The organism is Actinophytocola sp. (assembly GCF_009379765.1).
GTDB lineage: Bacteria > Actinomycetota > Actinomycetes > Mycobacteriales > Pseudonocardiaceae > Actinophytocola.
Genome location: NZ_WHTD01000194.1, coordinates 1 through 14,970, shown reverse-complemented (window position 1 = coordinate 14,970; position 14,970 = coordinate 1). Strand labels below are relative to the sequence as shown.

Annotated in this window: 16 protein-coding genes and 1 pseudogene; 4 read left to right on the top strand and 13 right to left on the bottom strand. The window is 71.1% G+C overall.

Going from position 1 to position 14,970, the window contains the following annotated elements; all coding sequences use genetic code 11:
- Nucleotides 1–580 precede the first annotated feature (580 nt).
- A complete protein-coding gene (locus tag GEV28_RS37430) occupies nucleotides 581–1,084 on the bottom strand; it encodes a MarR family winged helix-turn-helix transcriptional regulator (protein ID WP_291418288.1) in 504 nt (167 codons plus the stop codon).
- Between the two features lie 70 nt (nucleotides 1,085–1,154).
- Here GEV28_RS37430 and GEV28_RS37425 point away from each other — a divergent pair, with 70 nt between their 5' ends.
- The 4 genes from GEV28_RS37425 to GEV28_RS37410 all read left to right on the top strand — a co-directional run bounded on the left by GEV28_RS37425 (nucleotide 1,155) and on the right by GEV28_RS37410 (nucleotide 3,190).
- The gene (locus tag GEV28_RS37425) at nucleotides 1,155–1,451 is read left to right on the top strand and encodes an MTH1187 family thiamine-binding protein (protein ID WP_291418286.1); all 297 of its coding nucleotides are present in this window, start codon (nucleotides 1,155–1,157) and stop codon (nucleotides 1,449–1,451) included.
- Between the two features lie 81 nt (nucleotides 1,452–1,532).
- Nucleotides 1,533–1,673 carry a hypothetical protein gene (locus GEV28_RS37420; protein ID WP_291418284.1) on the top strand — a complete coding sequence of 47 codons (141 nt, stop codon included), beginning with the start codon at nucleotides 1,533–1,535 and terminating at the stop codon, nucleotides 1,671–1,673.
- A gap of 9 nt (nucleotides 1,674–1,682) precedes the next feature.
- Nucleotides 1,683–2,102 carry a hypothetical protein gene (locus GEV28_RS37415; protein WP_291418282.1) on the top strand — a complete coding sequence of 140 codons (420 nt, stop codon included), beginning with the start codon at nucleotides 1,683–1,685 and terminating at the stop codon, nucleotides 2,100–2,102.
- 86 nt (nucleotides 2,103–2,188) lie between these two features.
- The gene (locus GEV28_RS37410) at nucleotides 2,189–3,190 is read left to right on the top strand and encodes a tetratricopeptide repeat protein (RefSeq protein ID WP_291418280.1); all 1,002 of its coding nucleotides are present in this window, start codon (nucleotides 2,189–2,191) and stop codon (nucleotides 3,188–3,190) included.
- Between the two features lie 109 nt (nucleotides 3,191–3,299).
- Here the strand turns inward: GEV28_RS37410 and GEV28_RS37405 are convergent, their stop codons facing one another.
- The 12 genes and pseudogenes from GEV28_RS37405 to GEV28_RS37355 form a co-directional block, all read right to left on the bottom strand.
- On the bottom strand, nucleotides 3,300–3,440 hold the full coding sequence (locus GEV28_RS37405; protein ID WP_291418278.1) for a hypothetical protein: 141 nt from the start codon (nucleotides 3,438–3,440) through the stop codon (nucleotides 3,300–3,302).
- Complete coding sequence (locus GEV28_RS37400; protein WP_291418276.1) at nucleotides 3,410–4,669, bottom strand: hypothetical protein; 1,260 nt, start codon at nucleotides 4,667–4,669, stop codon at nucleotides 3,410–3,412. Before GEV28_RS37400 ends, GEV28_RS37405 begins: the two co-directional genes overlap by 31 nt.
- Nucleotides 4,670–4,862: 193 nt before the next feature.
- The gene (locus tag GEV28_RS37395; RefSeq protein ID WP_291418274.1) at nucleotides 4,863–5,204 is read right to left on the bottom strand and encodes an SH3 domain-containing protein; all 342 of its coding nucleotides are present in this window, start codon (nucleotides 5,202–5,204) and stop codon (nucleotides 4,863–4,865) included.
- Between the two features lie 80 nt (nucleotides 5,205–5,284).
- Entirely contained in the window at nucleotides 5,285–6,682 is a 1,398-nt protein-coding gene (locus GEV28_RS37390; protein WP_291418273.1) for a neutral zinc metallopeptidase, read from the bottom strand.
- A gap of 16 nt (nucleotides 6,683–6,698) precedes the next feature.
- Nucleotides 6,699–7,907 (bottom strand): MFS transporter, encoded by a 1,209-nt coding sequence (locus tag GEV28_RS37385; RefSeq protein ID WP_291418271.1) that lies wholly within the window; start codon nucleotides 7,905–7,907, stop codon nucleotides 6,699–6,701.
- A gap of 35 nt (nucleotides 7,908–7,942) precedes the next feature.
- Nucleotides 7,943–8,941 (bottom strand): ParA family protein, encoded by a 999-nt coding sequence (locus GEV28_RS37380; protein ID WP_291418269.1) that lies wholly within the window; start codon nucleotides 8,939–8,941, stop codon nucleotides 7,943–7,945.
- A gap of 22 nt (nucleotides 8,942–8,963) precedes the next feature.
- Nucleotides 8,964–9,236: pseudogene (locus tag GEV28_RS42850) on the bottom strand (ATP-binding protein); the annotation flags it as partial.
- Nucleotides 9,237–9,487: 251 nt separating this feature from the next.
- Entirely contained in the window at nucleotides 9,488–9,730 is a 243-nt protein-coding gene (locus tag GEV28_RS37375; protein WP_291418267.1) for a helix-turn-helix domain-containing protein, read from the bottom strand.
- 45 nt (nucleotides 9,731–9,775) lie between these two features.
- The gene (glgB, locus tag GEV28_RS37370; RefSeq protein WP_291418265.1) at nucleotides 9,776–11,965 is read right to left on the bottom strand and encodes a 1,4-alpha-glucan branching protein GlgB; all 2,190 of its coding nucleotides are present in this window, start codon (nucleotides 11,963–11,965) and stop codon (nucleotides 9,776–9,778) included.
- 79 nt (nucleotides 11,966–12,044) lie between these two features.
- On the bottom strand, nucleotides 12,045–12,476 hold the full coding sequence (locus GEV28_RS37365) for a CBS domain-containing protein (RefSeq protein WP_291418264.1): 432 nt from the start codon (nucleotides 12,474–12,476) through the stop codon (nucleotides 12,045–12,047).
- Nucleotides 12,477–12,533: 57 nt separating this feature from the next.
- A complete protein-coding gene (locus tag GEV28_RS37360; protein ID WP_291418262.1) occupies nucleotides 12,534–13,916 on the bottom strand; it encodes an aminoglycoside phosphotransferase in 1,383 nt (460 codons plus the stop codon).
- On the bottom strand, nucleotides 13,913–14,970 hold a 1,058-nt coding region (locus GEV28_RS37355; protein ID WP_291418260.1), incomplete at its 5' end, for an alpha-glucosidase C-terminal domain-containing protein. The genes GEV28_RS37360 and GEV28_RS37355, both read right to left, overlap by 4 nt.

Below are 14,970 nucleotides of genomic sequence, written 5' to 3'. Positions count from 1 at the left end.
CCTTCGGTGGCTGGCGGGTGATCAAACGGGGCGGGATCCTGGAATGGGTCTCACCCTGCGGGTTCCGCTACCCACACCACCCCGAACCCATCACCCACCCCGAACCCGCACCACCACCCTTCTGACCCGCGAACTGCCCGGCTGCGATGGTCGGTCGATCCGCCGCACGGACCCGACCGGCCACCACCGACGGTCACTGCGTGCTGCGCGGACATCGGACCGGAATTTCTCCCGCCGTCAGAAACACAAGGCGGGAAAGCGGATGGTGCACTCCGACCGAGGCTGTCTTGCGATCACACGCCGCCGGAGCACGCGCGCCCAAGCCGCACGAGCGAAGGAACCGACCGGGCCCGCGACGACCTCGATCGACTGACACGACGGCTCGAGTCGCGCCGCTACCTCGACGCCACGGCGGTCACTGGTCGGACTGCCGCGCTCGGCCGAGATCGGCCGCGCTCGCCGGGCCACGGCCCACCTACGCAGTGAGGTCGGCATCGACCCCACCATCGGCGAACCAACGATCAACAACCGGGCAACCAACCCCGGGTCCGATGTGCGAAGCCGCAGGCCGGCGCTGGGGTCAGTCGGTGAAGTCGCCGACCGCCTTGCGGACCTTGGCCAGGAGATCGGTCAGCTGGGCGGTCTGCCGCTCCGTCAGGCCCCGCAGGCCGAAGTCGATGTCGGTGACCGCGGCGGTCGCCTCCTCGCGGCGCTTGCGGCCGGCCTCGGTGATCTCCGCCAGGGTCGTGCGGCGGTCGGTCGGGTGGGGGAGGCGCTTGACGAGCCCGTCGGCCTCCAGGCGGTCGACGATGTTGGTGACGCTCGTCGGGTGGAGCTGCAGGCGCTCGCCCATCACGCGCATCGGCAGACTGCCCTGTCTCGAGAACGTCAGCAGCACCAGCGCCTCGTACCGGGCGAAGGTGAGCCCGTGCGGGCGGAGTGCGGTGTCCACCGCGGACTGCAGGACCTGCTGGACTCGCATGATGCTGGTGACCGCGGCCATCGTGCCGGATGGTCCCACGCGCTCCGCCCACAGCTCGGCGGCGCGGGCGATGGGATCGAACGGCAGCACTTGCTGGCTCATGGCGGTTGAAGTTACCAGTCGGTACCAGAAAGGGTGCCCAGGCACAGTTCCACTCGGGAGAGGAGCAGGCGTGCTAGTCGCGTTCAGTGTGGCCCCCGCGGGCGGCGAGTCGGACAGCGTGAGCAAGGCGGTCGCCGAGGCGGTGCGGGTCGTGCGGGAGTCCGGCCTGCCCTCGGAGACCACGAGCATGTTCACGACCATCGAGGGGGAGTGGGACGAGGTGATGGCGGTCGTCAAGCGCGCGGTGGAGGTCGTGCAGCGGGGCGCGCCGCGGGTCAGCCTCGTACTCAAGGCCGACATCCGGCCGGGACACACCGACCAGCTCACGGCCAAGGTGGAGCGCATCGAGCGGCACCTCGCCGAGTAGACCGAACGGGCAGCCTCCGCCGCCCGAACCGTCGCACCGGGGCGATGGCCGCCCGGCGGTGCCACGGGCCACGCTGGCCGTATGGAACAGGAGCATGTCGAGGACGACTGGGTGGCGGGCACCACCTTCGAGGCCTACACCGAGGTCGCCGACGAGCCGGTCCTGATCGCGCTCGAGGGGATCGACTTCGGCGCCGAGGACGGCGCCGAGAGACTGGCCTAGGAGGCCCCGATGACGTCGCCGACGATCAGGTTCGACCGCGAGGAGATGAAGCTCCACCTCACCGGCATCGGCACCGGCGTGACGCTCGGCCAGCTGTTCGAGCTGCACGTCGTCGACGAGGCGCAGGTGGAGTTCCCGACGAGCTGGAGCGCGTTCCAGGCGCGGATCGCGCTGCAGGTGCTGCAGACCAACCTGCGGCTGCGCGGCACGACCGACCTGCGCCAGACGCTCGAGGCAGGCCTCACCTACAGCCGCGCCGAAGGCACGTCCGCGCAGCTCACGGCCACGACCGAGCTGGTCGAGCACCTCATGGCCCGGCCGACGGCGCAGATCGACGCGCTCGTCACGGTCAAGCTGAGCGGCGAGGCCACCGAGGCCGGCTTCTCCGGTGACTACGGCGCCACGTTCGGCGTGCGTGTCCGGTTCTGACCGGTTCGGTATGCGAACGGCGGCCGGTGAGTGTCCCTTTGGTGGTGGCCCGACGGGCACTGTCGGCGTCGTGCCAGGATAGAACCGTGACAAGGCCAGACCCACGTCAAACCGCAGCTCTCTCGGCAGCCCTGTCCGGGGCTGTCGACCTGTCCGCGCTCAAGGCCAGGGCGGACGCGACCAGACGGCCGCCGGCAGCGCAGGCACCATCCGCGCCCTCGTCGGCCGACCTGTCCGACCAGCCGGAAGCTGCGCCGGCACAGCGAGTGGCGAGCGAGTTCATCATCGACGTCACGGAGGAGACCTTCCAGGCCGACGTCGTCGAGCGTTCGCTGCAGGTCCCGGTGATCGTCGACCTGTGGGCCGAATGGTGCGGGCCGTGCAAGCAGCTGTCGCCGCTGCTGGAGCGGTTGGCCCAGGCCGGCAACGGTGCCTGGGTCCTCGCCAAGATCGACGTCGACGCGAACCCGCGGATCGCGGAGCTGTTCGGCGCGCAGTCCATCCCCACGGTCGTCGCCATCGCCGGCGGCCAGCCGGTCGAGGCGTTCGCGGGGGCGCAGCCGGAGCCGCAGGTCAAGCAGTGGATCGCCGCGCTGCTGGACGCGCTGCGCGACCGGCTGCCGGGCATCAGCGCGGCCGAGAACGGCGCCGACCCGGTCGAGCCGGAGCCCGAGCTCGAGGACCCCCGGTTCACCGAGGCGGAGGCCGCCTTCGAGCGCGGCGACTACCCGGTGGCCGAGGCCGCCTACCAGAAGATCCTCGATGCCGAGCCCGCCGACGAACAGGCCAAGGCGGCGCTGGCGCAGGTGCGGTTCCTGGCCCGCGCGGAGGCCGCCGACCCGTCGGTGATCGTGCGTGCGGACACCTCGCCCGAGGACATCGATGCCCAGCTCGCCGCGGCCGATGTCGAGCTCGCGTCGCAGCGGGTCGACCAGTCGTTCGCGCGGCTGCTGTCGGTGATCCGCCGGACCGCGGGCACCGACCGCGACCGGGCCCGCACGCACCTGGTGGAGCTGTTCGCCCTGTTCCCGCCGGAGGATCCGAGCGTCGTCAAGGCCCGGCGCGACCTGGCCAGCGCCCTGTACTGACCCGCGAGTCCCCCACTCGGACCCCGCGAGTCCCGGTTCCGGACACGACTCGGCCCCCGATCCGCGCGGATCGGGGGCCGAGTCGTTCCGGCCGGACCGGCCGGACCGGCTAGGAGAAGTCCTCCGTGCAGGGGCCCGAGCCCTCCATGAAGCCCCGGCGGAAGGCCTCGACCCTGGCGAAGCCGGACTCGACCTGCTTGCCGTTGACGTCCGCGGCGATCAGGCTCTCCTCCTGCAGCAGCTCGGCCACCGCCTCGTCCAGGTCGCCGATCGCGAGGCGCAGCCGGCGGTCCTGGGCGTCCTCGTTGGTGAAGCCCGCCCACGCGCCGGTGAGGCACGCGGTCCGCAGCCCTGCCTGGTTGTCGTCGAGCGGGAGGCCCATCGACTTCTGGATGGACAACGCGTACCGGGACGCGATCTCGGCGAACGCGGCGAAGTCGCCCAGACCGCCGGTGCCCTGCTCGCCGGGCGGTGCCTCCGGGTCGGGCTTGGCGGCGAGCTCCTTGAGCGCGTCGGCGTCGAAGCCGACGATGTTGTCGTCCGGGCAGTAGGTGACCGGCTCGGTCGTGTCGCCGCTCTCGCAGGTCGAGCCGTTGTCGGTGATCTCCGGCTGGTCGGAGCCGTTCTCCTTGAACGCGTCGTCCAGGCTCTCCTGCAGGGCCTGCAGGTTCTTGTCCTCGGTCGGGTCGATGTCGCCTCGTCGGACTGGGAGACCTCGGCCTCGGTGCGCTCCTTCTCCGCGATCCGGCCGTCGATCTCCTCCGGGTCCATGTCCGCGCAGCGCTGCGGGTCGTTGGCGAAACCCTCCTGGAACGCGTACACCCGGTCGAACGCGAGCCCGTGCGCGCCCTCGGTCATGTGGTCGAAGCCCGCGGGGTCGCGGATGTAGAACAGCGTGGCGAGGATGTCGTTGAGACCCTTGCCGGTGTTGATCTGGAAGTGCTTCGAGTCGCCCTCGGCCACGTGGCGGAAGAAGTTGCCCATGTAGCAGTCGGCCTGCTGCTCGCGCAGGATCGTCGGGGTGCTCTCGCTCATGTTGCTCTTCTCGCCGAGCCGGAACTGCACGGCGTGGCCCATCTCGTGGGCGAGCACGCCGACCACCGACATCGAGCCGAACCGCTCGCTGAGCATCGGCAGCAGCACGCCGCGGTCCCACGCGATCGCGTCCTCGCCGCCGCCACCGCAGTAGAACGCGTTGACCAGGCCCGCGGTGCTCGCGCCGCAGATCGTGACGCCCGCGCCGTCGGAGTCGTAGGACACGAGCCGGGTGAGCTCCTCGAACTTCTCGTCGAAGACGTCGGGTAGCTGCTTCTCCCAGTACTCGTAGAGGTCCGCGATCGCGTTGGTGGCGATGCGGTCCATCTCACCGCCGTCCGCGCCCTCGACCGTGAGCTTGGCGTCCTCGACGCCCTCGCGCGGGCCGCTCGGCCCGTCGGTGACCTCGAGCCCACCGGCGTTGGTGGTGTCGATGTCACTCATGGCCGTCGGCGTTCCCTCGACCGACTGGCCGCAGCCCCCCAGCTGAACGACCACCGCCGCGACAGCGGCAAGCGCCAGCCCGATCCGCCACACACCCCGCATTGCAACCCCTCCGGTACCCGACAAGTCACGCTGGACGCACCCTAGCGGTGGTGCGCCATGGGCGTTCGACGTACCGGCGAGGCGCCCGGTTTCAGGCGCAGTGCAGGAAGGTGAGGTACGCGGCGGCCACGTAGCCCGGCCCGTAGGTCGTCGTGTACAGGTAGCCGTTGGTGGGCGTGCGGCCGGTGGTGACGATCAGGGTCCCGTTGAGCAGGCTGCCGACGGTCGGGGCGCCGGCGGACGGCTGCGTGCGGATGTAGAGCGACGAGCCGGGATCGACGACCACCCGGTGCGGGTAGCCCTTGCTGCAGTAGGTGTTCGTGGCGACCGGGTCGGCCGAGGCGGTGGCGCCCGCGGCCGTGGCGGCCAGGCCACCGAGGAGCGCCGCCGACAGGATGAGGACAGCAAGAACAGACGTTGCGAACCTTCGCACCGAAACCCCCAGTGATTTCGCGAAATCGTTGCCGGAGAACGACGTCAGCGGGCGACGGGGGTGGGTGGCCACGCCTTCGGTCAGTCCAGGCCGCAGGCCTTGGCACCGTCGACGACGCCCTTGCGGAAGGCGCGGACCCGTTCGAAGCCGGTCGGGATGCCCTTGCCCTTGATGTCGCGCGCCGCGTAGTCGTAGGTCAGCAGCACCTGGATCGCCTCGTCGAGGTCGCCCGGGGACAGGTACCGCTGCTCGCGGTTGAGCAGCGAACCGGTGAACGAGCCGGCGAGGCAGACCAGGTCGTGCTGGGAGTCGGCGCCCTCGGTGGGCTTCTTCAGGTCTGTCAGCGCGGCCACCGCGTAGCGGCTCGCCAGCAGCGTCCCCGTGGCGTAGTCGCCGATCTGCGTGTGGATCTCGGGCAGCTCGTCCTGCGTGTCGAAGTCGATCTTCGTCCCGTCCGGGCAGAACGCGACCGGGCCCTGGTCGGCGTCCGTGCAGTTCGGGCGCTCCTCGGTGGGCGTGAGACTCGGCTCGCGCCACTGGGCGCCGCGCTCGGTGACGAGGCCGCCGAAGTACGTGTTGAGGTTGGGCGTGATCGACTCGAGCATCTGGTTGAAGTCGAGGTTCCCGCCCGTCTCCGCGTCCGCCGCGTTGATGAAGCCCTGCTGGGTGAACACGCGGTTGTCCACGCTCATCTCGCTGCACAGCGACGCCCCCGAGTCGAAGCCGTCCTGGAACGCGGACACCCGGTCGAAGGCGTCGCCGTGCGCGCCCTCGTCGCTCTGCTCGGTGCCGATCGGGTCCCGGAAGGTGATCAGCGACTCCAGCGCCGAGTCCAGCCGGTCCTCGGCGATCTGCAGGTAGGTGGCGTTGTCGTCGGCCACCCAGCGCACGAACGACCCGGCGTAGCAGTCGGCCTGTGCCTCGATGAGGATCGTCGGGTACTTGTCCGGGTCGCTCTGCTGCTCCTCGACGGTCAGCCCGGCCTGGCGCTGCACCGCGTGCCCCATCTCGTGCGCCAGCACCAGCATCACCGCCGCCTCGCCGAACCGCTCCTTGAGCACCGGCAGCAAGGCCGCCCGGTCCCACGCGATGATGTCGGCGGTGGGGCAGTAGAACGCGTTGCCCTCGACGTCGGATGCCTTGTCCACGCACGGCGGCTTCGGCGCGTCCGTGCGCGAGGTGTCCACCGAGTAGAAGCCGCCGCGCAGCTCCGCCCAGTCGCCGCCGAACGTCTTCGGGAACGTCTCCGACCAGTAGGACTGCACGTCGGTGAGCACGGCAGCGGCCAGCCGGTCGATCTCGCCGCCGTCGGTGTTCTTCACGAACGACGGGTCGATGCCGCCGGGCTGGCCGGGGTCGGTGTGCGTGACCACCGAGCCGGAGCTGGTCGGGCTGCCCGCGATGGCCGTGGTGCACGCCGTCAGGCTGACGGTCACGAACAGCAACAGCACAGCGGGAACGCCGGTTCGGGTGCGCACGGCTCCAGTGTGCCCGTCATGGGTCCTCCTGCGCCGGGGACCGGCGTAATCCGGCCACGTTCACCGCCGCCAGCGCCACGATCGCGACCTGCGCGGTGGCCGCGGCCAGCAGCGTCGGGCCGGTGGTGCCGGGGCCCGCGAGCTGCCCGGCGACCGTGGTGCCGACCCCGAAGCCGGCCCACATGATGCTGAACACCCACGCGAACGCCTCGATCCGCTGCTCGGGCCGGCTCAGGTCGCCGACGAGGACCTGTTGCAGCGTCTCCACCGGGCCGGTGAGCAGGCCGAAGAGGGCGAACGCGGCGCCGACCAGCACCAGGCCCGCGCCCGCCGGACCGGTCGCCGCGCCGCCCAGCAGCGCCAGCGACGCGCCGGTGTGCAGCACCATCAGCTGGGCCCGCGGCCCACCCGGCCACGTGCGCGCCCCGTAGGCGATGCCGCTGACCACGCCACCGAGCGCGAGCAGGCTCGTGAACACGCCCGCCGAGCCCTGCCCGGAGGCGGCCGCGACCGCGGTGACCTCCAGACAGCCGAACGCGAACGTGTCCAGCGCGACCATCGCCAGCAGCAGCCGGACCCGGCCGTCGACCAGCGGGCCGAAGAGCCTCGCCGCACCGCGGTGCCGGACCTCCGCGCGCCCGTCCGGCCGGCGGATCGCGGGCGCGAGGGCCACCAGCGTGTCGCCGGCGAGCTTCATCGCGCCGGTGATCGCCATCGCCCCGGCCGCGGGCAGCACCAGCAGCAGCCCGCCGGCGATCATCGGGCCCGACACGAACGTCGCGTTGCTGAGCGCCGCGTCGAACGCGTACGCGGTGGGCAGCCGGTCGGGTGCCACCAGGTTCGGCCACGCGCCGCGCACCACCGGGCCGGCCGGTGGCACGGTGACGCCCAGCGCGGCGGCCGCGAGGAACAGCGCGGCGACCGGCGCGGTCGCGGCGAGCCCCACGAGCAGCCCGGCGTACGCGACCATGTGCCCGGCCAGCAGGGTGAGCAGGACCTGCCGCGGCTCCCTGCGGTCCGCGAGCCGGCCCCTGGCCGGCCCGACCACGGCGGTGCTCACCGCGTACACCATCATCACCAGGCCGGCCTCGGCGTAGCCGTAGGACCGCGTGATCGCGACCAGGAGCGTCAGGTTCAACATCGACGTGGTCACCCTGCTGAGCAACACCGCCAGGGTCAGCCTGAGCACCCCCGGCACGCCGAGCAGCTCGCGGTACCGGCGCACGTCGGGGGGTCACTCCATTCGACGGTTCGGGCGGGTCACCCGGGTCGGGTGAGGCCCAGCCTGTCGGTCAGGACCGTTGCGAGGGCGCGAAAGTCCACGTAGGCGCTCTGCGCGGCCTGGTAGTGGCCGCCGAACGCCCCGTCGGCCGGTTTGAGCGCGAACATCGGTTTCCGCGCCTCCTGCGCGAGCGGCATGAGGCTGCGGTAGTGCTTGAGCTGGGCGAGGCAGTACGGGTCGGTCTCGGGCGCCGGTACCTGCTCGGTCGCCTGTCGGAGTACCGATCCGCGGAACTCCCCGGGAATCTCGGCGAGCCACCGCTGGTATGCCTTGACGGGCCGGTCCAGCCGGACCGCGTGTCCCATCACCACGTATCCGACGACCGCCATGTCCCCCGCGGGTACCGCCAGGTCCGGCGGGCCGTGCTTGCGCCGTTCCGCCCAACCGGACCGCCATCCGGCGAGCGTCGGCCCGAGGTTGCGGAGTCCCTGCAGGCTGAACAGGTCCGGTGCGACCGGAAGGACCACGTGGTCGGAGGCGACGAGCACCCCCCGGTTGATCGCGCCGAGGCTCGGTCCCACGTCGACGAGCACGACGTCCGCCTCGTGGGAGCTCGCCGCGTCGTTCAGCACCCGCCAGAACGCCGACATGACCCGGAACGCCCTGGGCTTGCCGTCCAGACACTCGGGCCACGCGCCGCTCAGGTCGTCCTCGAACGAGGACAGCTCGAGGTCACCCGCGAGAAGCACGAGCCGGTCGTCACCGGTCTGATGGGCGCGCGCGGACACAATCGCGGACTCGCCCTCGTGGAAGGGGCGGATCGACCCCCATACCGTCGCCCTGTCGCTCCCGTTCGCCCACACGTCCTCGATCTCGCGTTCGTCGAGAAACGCGGAGGTCAGGTTCGCCTGCGGGTCGAGATCCGCGGCTACGACCCGATGGCCGAGGTCGGCGAGCATCCACGCCAGGTGGTAGACGAGGGACGTCTTGCCGACCCCGCCCTTGTTGTTGCTGAATGTGACGATCGGGGCGGTCACGGCCGCACCGGATCGTGACGGCGACGTGGGTCGGCGTGGGCTCGAACACGGGGTCGGGGTTGCCGTTGTCGGCAAGGCTCTTCTTGGCGATGGGAATACCCGCGCCGAACCGCTGTACGTAGCCGAGTCCGCGCATCACCTCGGCGATAGTGGCGTTGCGGTAGTCGGTCGCACCGGCACCGAAGTTGTCGACCGTGACACTTCCGTACGGGCCACCCGGGTTCACGATCTCCACCCGATCCGCGAACCAGGTGACTCGCACCGGCGCGTTCGTGTGCTCGTACGACCGGTGCATGATCGCGTTGCGGGCCACCTGCTGCAGGGCGGCGAGCGGGTAGTCAGGGGTACGGATCTCCCGGTTCTCCGAGGTGAAGTCCACGGCCGTGCTGATGTTGAGCACCAGCAGCTCGTCGAGCTGCCGCAGTACGTCGATCAGCGGCCCGTCCAGGCGTTTCTCGTCCTTCACCGGATCGGTCAGCTCGGTCCCGTCCACGCGGAGGAACTGCACGAATGCGCCGGGCAGCCAGGCAAGCGGATCCTTGCCGGTCACCAGGACACCGCGAGGGCCAGCGGCAGCTCGTCGGTGACGGGCAGCCCGCTGACCGTGCCGTTGTCGGTGACACCGACGAACAGGACGCCTGGCTTGCGGTGATCCGGAAGGTCGTTGGCGAAGGCGCAGATCGCCTGGCTGAGCTTGTCCTTGTCCTGCTTGACCGTCTCCTTGCGCTCGACCCGGTCGGACTCCAGGTCCGCCAGCAGCTCGGCAAGGTCACGGTCGGTCAACGCCATGGCGTGATCTTAGAGCGGTTCTCCCGGTGAAGCGGTCACCGCAGGTCAGTGTTCGGGCGCCAGCCAGATCATGCCTTGCGGGGGAAGCTGCAGCAGGGCCGACGCCGGCTGGCCGTGCCACGGGTCGTCGGTGGCGTCGACGCCGCCCATGTTGCCCCAGCCGGAGCCGCCGTAGTCCTGCGCGTCGGTGTTGAGCACCTCGCGCCAGCGGCCGGCCAGGGGGAGCCCGACCCGGTAGTCACGATGCGGATGGCCGGCGAAGTTGGCCACGCACGCCACCACGCTCCCCGGCCGGGTCGGGTCGTGCCGCAGGAAGCTCGCCACGTTGTTGGCCGAGTCGTTGGCGTCGATCCAGGAGAAGCCGTCCGGGCGCGTGTCGGCGGCGTAGAGCGCGGAGTGCTCCTTGTACCGCCGGTTGAGGTCGCCGACGAGCCGCTGCAGGCCGCCGTGCAGCGGGTCCGCCAGCAGGTGCCAGTCCAGCGAGCGGCTCTCCGACCACTCCTGGACCTGGCCGAACTCGCCGCCCATGAACAGCAGCTGCTTGCCGGGGTGGGCCCACATGAACGCGAGCAGCACGCGCAGCCCGGCCGCCTTGTTCCAGTCGTCGCCGGGCATCCGGGTCCACAGCGAGCCCTTGCCGTGCACGACCTCGTCGTGTGACAGCGGCAGCATGAAGTTCTCGCTCCACGCGTACATCAGCGAGAAGGTGACCTCGTTGTGGTGGTAGGAGCGGTGCACCGGGTCGTGGCCGACATAGCTGAGCGTGTCGTGCATCCAGCCCATGTTCCACTTGAACCCGAAGCCCAGCCCGCCGAGGTGGGTCGGCCTGGTGACGCCCGGCCACGCGGTGGACTCCTCGGCGACCATGATCGCGCCGGGATGGTACTTGTAGACGGTGGCGTTGAGCTCTTGCAGGAACCGCACGGCATCCAGGTTCTCGCGTCCACCGTGGACGTTCGGCAGCCACTGGCCCTCCTCGCGCGAGTAGTCGAGGTAGAGCATCGAGGCGACCGCGTCGACGCGCAGGCCGTCGATGTGGAACTCCTCGATCCAGTAGAGCGCGTTGGCCACCAGGAAGTTGCGGACCTCGGTGCGGCCGAAGTCGAACACGAGCGTGCCCCAGTCGGGGTGCTCGCCGCGGCGCGGGTCGGCGTGCTCGTAGAGGGCGGTCCCGTCGAACCGGGCCAGCGCCCACGCGTCCTTGGGGAAGTGCGCCGGCACCCAGTCCATGACCACGCCGATGCCCCGGGCGTGCAGCGTGTCCACGAGGTGGCGGAACTCGTCCGGGCTGCCGAACCGCGCGGTCGGCGCGTAGTAGGAGGTGACCTGGTAGCCCCACGAGCCGCCGAACGGGTGCTCGGCGACGGGCAGCAGCTCGACGTGGGTAAAGCCGTGCGCCTCGACGTAGTCGGCGAGCTCGGTGGCGAGCTCGCGGTAGCCGAGGCCCGGCTTCCACGAGCCGAGATGGACCTCGTAGACGCTCATCGGCGCGGCGTGCCACTCGGTGGCGTCGCGCCGGGCCATCCACGCCTCGTCCGTCCACTCGTGACTGCTCGAGGCGACCTTGGAGGCGGTGGCGGGCGGCACCTCGGTGGCGAACGCCATCGGGTCGGCCTTCTCGTGCCAGCCGCCGTCCTGGCCGAGGACGCGGAACTTGTAGCAGGTGCCGGCCGGCAGGCCCGGGACGAACAGCTCCCAGATGCCGGACGAGCCGAGCGAGCGCATGGGGTTGGCCCGGCCGTCCCAGCCGTCGAAGTCGCCGGCGACCCGCACGCCGCGCGCGTTGGGTGCCCACACGGCGAAGGAGGTGCCCTCGATGGGGCCCGTCTCCGTGTCGTAGGAACGCACGTGCGCGCCGAGGACCTGCCACAGGCGTTCGTGCCGGCCCTCGCCGAGCAGGTGCAGGTCGAGCTCGCCGAGGGTCGGGAGCCACCGGTACGGGTCGTGGACGAGGACTGGGTCACCGCCATAGTCGACCTCGAACAGGTAGGCGCCCGGCGGTTGGGGGAGGGGGGCGGTGAAGACGCCGTCCGCCGTCTCGGTGAGCGGGGTCCGCTCCGACCCGGCGAGCAGCGTGACGGCCTTGGCGCCGGGCCGGTACGCACGGACGACCGTGCTGCCGGCGCGATCGGAATGCACACCGAGCACCGAGTGCGGGTCGTGGTGGGCACCCGTGGCCAGGCGGCGCAGGTCGTCCGGGGGCATCGCGCTCGGGTCCGCTCTCACGTCGTTCATCGTGGTTCATTCTGCCGTCGCGCGAACCGGCCCGCCCAACGGGCCGCGCTGATCTTTTCCGGGCCCGACCGTGGGAAACTCAGCCGCGGGCTATGTAGGACTCGAGCTGCTCCCGGTCCGACTCGAGCTGCTGGATGCGGCTCTTCACCACGTCGCCGATGCTGACGATGCCCACGAGCCGCCCGCCATCGACGACGGGCATGTGGCGGATGCGGCGCTCGGTCATGATCGCCGCCAGGTTGTTCACGCTCTCGGTGGGCTCGCAGGTGACCACGGTGGTCGTCATGATCTCCGAGACGGGGGCGTGCAACAGCTCGGCGCCCCGCTCGTCGAGGCTGCGGACGACGTCCCGCTCGGAGACGATGCCGACCAGCGTGCCGGTGTCGTCGACCACGACCAATGCGCCCACGTTGTGCCGGGCCAGATCCTCCAGCAGGCCGGCCACCGACAGCCCGGGCACCGCCGTTGCCACGTCGGATCCCTTGTGCCGCAACAAGTCCGCTATCCGCACCTGGACACCCCGATTCGTCCGTCGCGGCACCCGTCTTTGGGAGCGCTTTAATTCAGGCTAACTACGGCGCCGGATGGCCGCTAGGGGGATGGCGAGCCAATCGGGCCGGTTGTGGTGCTCGTAGCGCACCTCGTACACGGCTTTGTCCAGCTCGAGGGCGCGTAGCAGGGTGGGCTGCGCCCGCGGATCGCCAGCGACCTCCGCGTAGCCGTCGCAGAACGCGGTGCGGTTGCGGTCCGACCACTCGCTCGCCCGCGCGGACAGCTGCCGCTCGGCCCCGTCCTCCAGGTTGCCGGCCAGGTTGCCGGCCAGCAGGTGGAACGCCGCGTAGTCGAACGAGCGGAGCATCGCGGCCACGTCCCGCAACGGCGAGCGCGGCACCTGCCGCTGGGCGGGCGTCGTGGCGGGCTCGCCCTCGAAGTCGATCAGCACCCAGCCGGATGTCGTGCGCAGCACCTGGCCGAGATGCAGGTCGCCGTGCACCTGCTGGACCACCAGCGGCTCACGCAGCTCGCGGACCGCGTCGAACGCCTCGCGCAGGCTCGGCTCGTCCGACGCCAGCTCCGGGACCTCGGCCAGCACGACGTCGAGCCGCTCGTGCATCGCGTCGACCTCGGCGGCGATCCGGCCGGGGCCGGTCGAGTCGCTGCCGGTGGCCAGGGCGAGCGCAGCGTGCACCTCGGCGACCGCGGCACCGAGCCGGTGCGCCTCGCCCGCGAAGTCACCGCCCACCTCGTCGGCGTGCAGGTCGCCCTCGGCCAGCAGGTCGCGGACGCTGGCCGTGGCGGTGGCCCAGCCCTCGACCGAGTTCGGCAGGAAGTCCTGCAGGAAGCCGAGCACGGTGTCGCCCTCCCCGAACACACCGCTGATGACGCCGAGCGGCGCGGCGATGTGCGTGGCACCCGCCGAGCGCAGCGCGCGGTGCAGGTCGACGTCCCGGTTCGGCCCGGGGTCGGGCCTGCGGTAGAGCTTGAGGATGTACTGCGCGCCGTAGACCACCGAGGTGTTGCTCTGCTCGACGCCGATCGGCCGTGCGCGCAGCCCGCGCTCCAGCTCGACGCCCGGCTCGGCCCGGAAGGTCAGGCCGGCGACCGAGACGCCGTCGGCGACCAGGTCCAGCAGCGGCCCCATCAGCTCGGCGTCGTGGGTCGCGTCGTACACGGCGTGGTCGCCGACCCGGCCGATCACCGCGTGCTCCAGGTGTTCGGGCACCTCGGCCCGCACCCCGAGCGGCACTTGGTAGAGGTCGGTGTCGTCGACCGTCACCATCGCGTGCACCAGCGTCGGCCCGGCGGTGGAGGCGCCGCCCACCAGTACCGAGGCCCGCTCGGTACCGGCTTTCGCGACCCCGCGCGCCTTGGCCCGGAACCACCGCTGGCCCACGAGCCAACCCAAGAGGTTCTCGCCGAGGTCCTCGACGAGCGTGTCGGGCCGGATCACGGTGTCTCAACCTCCGCGAGGTCCTCGGAGGTCAGCTGGAACCAGTAGAACCCGTGGCCCGGCAGCGTGAGCAGGTACGGCCACTCGCCGATGGGCGGGAACCGGACCCCGCCGGTGAGCTCGACCAGCACCCGCCCGTTGTGCTCGGACAGGTCCAGCTCGACCGGCTGCGGGAACCGGGACAGGTTGTTCACGCAGATCACGACGTCCTCCTCGACGCCGTGCGCGGCGTCGGCCGGCACCTGCCGCAGGTAGGCGAGCACGCTGGGGTTGGACGAGCCGAGCTCGGTGAAGTCGCCGAGGCCGAACGCCGGGTGCTCGCGGCGGACCTGCAGCATCCGCCGGGTCCAGTGTAGGAGCGAGGAGCTGTTGTTGAGCTGGGCCTCGACGTTGACCGCCTGGTAGCCGTAGACCGGGTCGGCGATCACCGGCAGGTAGATGCGGCCGGGGTCGCAGCGGGAGAAGCCGGCGTTGCGGTCGGGGGACCACTGCATGGGGGTGCGGACCGCGTCGCGGTCGCCGAGCCAGATGTTGTCGCCCATGCCGATCTCGTCGCCGTAGTAGAGGACGGGCGAGCCGGGCAGGGAGAGCAGCAGCGCGGTGAAGAGCTCCATCTGGTTGGCGTCGTTGTCCAGCAGCGGCGCGAGCCGCCTGCGGATGCCGATGTTGGCCTTCATCCGCGGGTCCTTGGCGTACTCCGCGTACATGTAGTCGCGCTCGTCGTCGGTGACCATCTCGAGGGTCAGCTCGTCGTGGTTGCGCAGGAAGATGCCCCACTGGGAGCCGGACGGGATGGGCGGGGTCTGGTCGAGGATCTCCGAGATCGGGAACCGCGACTCGCGGCGCACCGCCATGAAGATGCGCGGCATGAGCGGGAAGTGGAACGCCATGTGGCACTCGTCGCCGCCGGTCGCCGCGTCGCCGAAGTAGGCCACGACGTCCGCCGGCCACTGGTTGGCCTCGGCGAGCAGGATCCGGCCGGGGAACTCGTCGTCGACGACCTTGCGGCAGCGCTTGAGGAACTCGTGCGTGCGCGGCAGGTTCTCGCAGTTGG

Excerpts from the sequence above, each read along its gene's own strand:
- GEV28_RS37430 (WP_291418288.1), bottom strand. The coding sequence starts at position 1,084 with ATGAGCCAGCAAGTGCTGCCGTTCGATCCCATCGCCCGCGCCGCCGAG.
- GEV28_RS37420 (WP_291418284.1), top strand. The coding sequence starts at position 1,533 with ATGGAACAGGAGCATGTCGAGGACGACTGGGTGGCGGGCACCACCTTC.
- GEV28_RS37415 (WP_291418282.1), top strand. The coding sequence starts at position 1,683 with ATGACGTCGCCGACGATCAGGTTCGACCGCGAGGAGATGAAGCTCCAC.
- GEV28_RS37400 (WP_291418276.1), bottom strand. The coding sequence starts at position 4,669 with ATGAGTGACATCGACACCACCAACGCCGGTGGGCTCGAGGTCACCGAC.
- GEV28_RS37375 (WP_291418267.1), bottom strand. The coding sequence starts at position 9,730 with ATGGCGTTGACCGACCGTGACCTTGCCGAGCTGCTGGCGGACCTGGAG.
- glgB (WP_291418265.1), bottom strand. The coding sequence starts at position 11,965 with ATGAACGACGTGAGAGCGGACCCGAGCGCGATGCCCCCGGACGACCTG.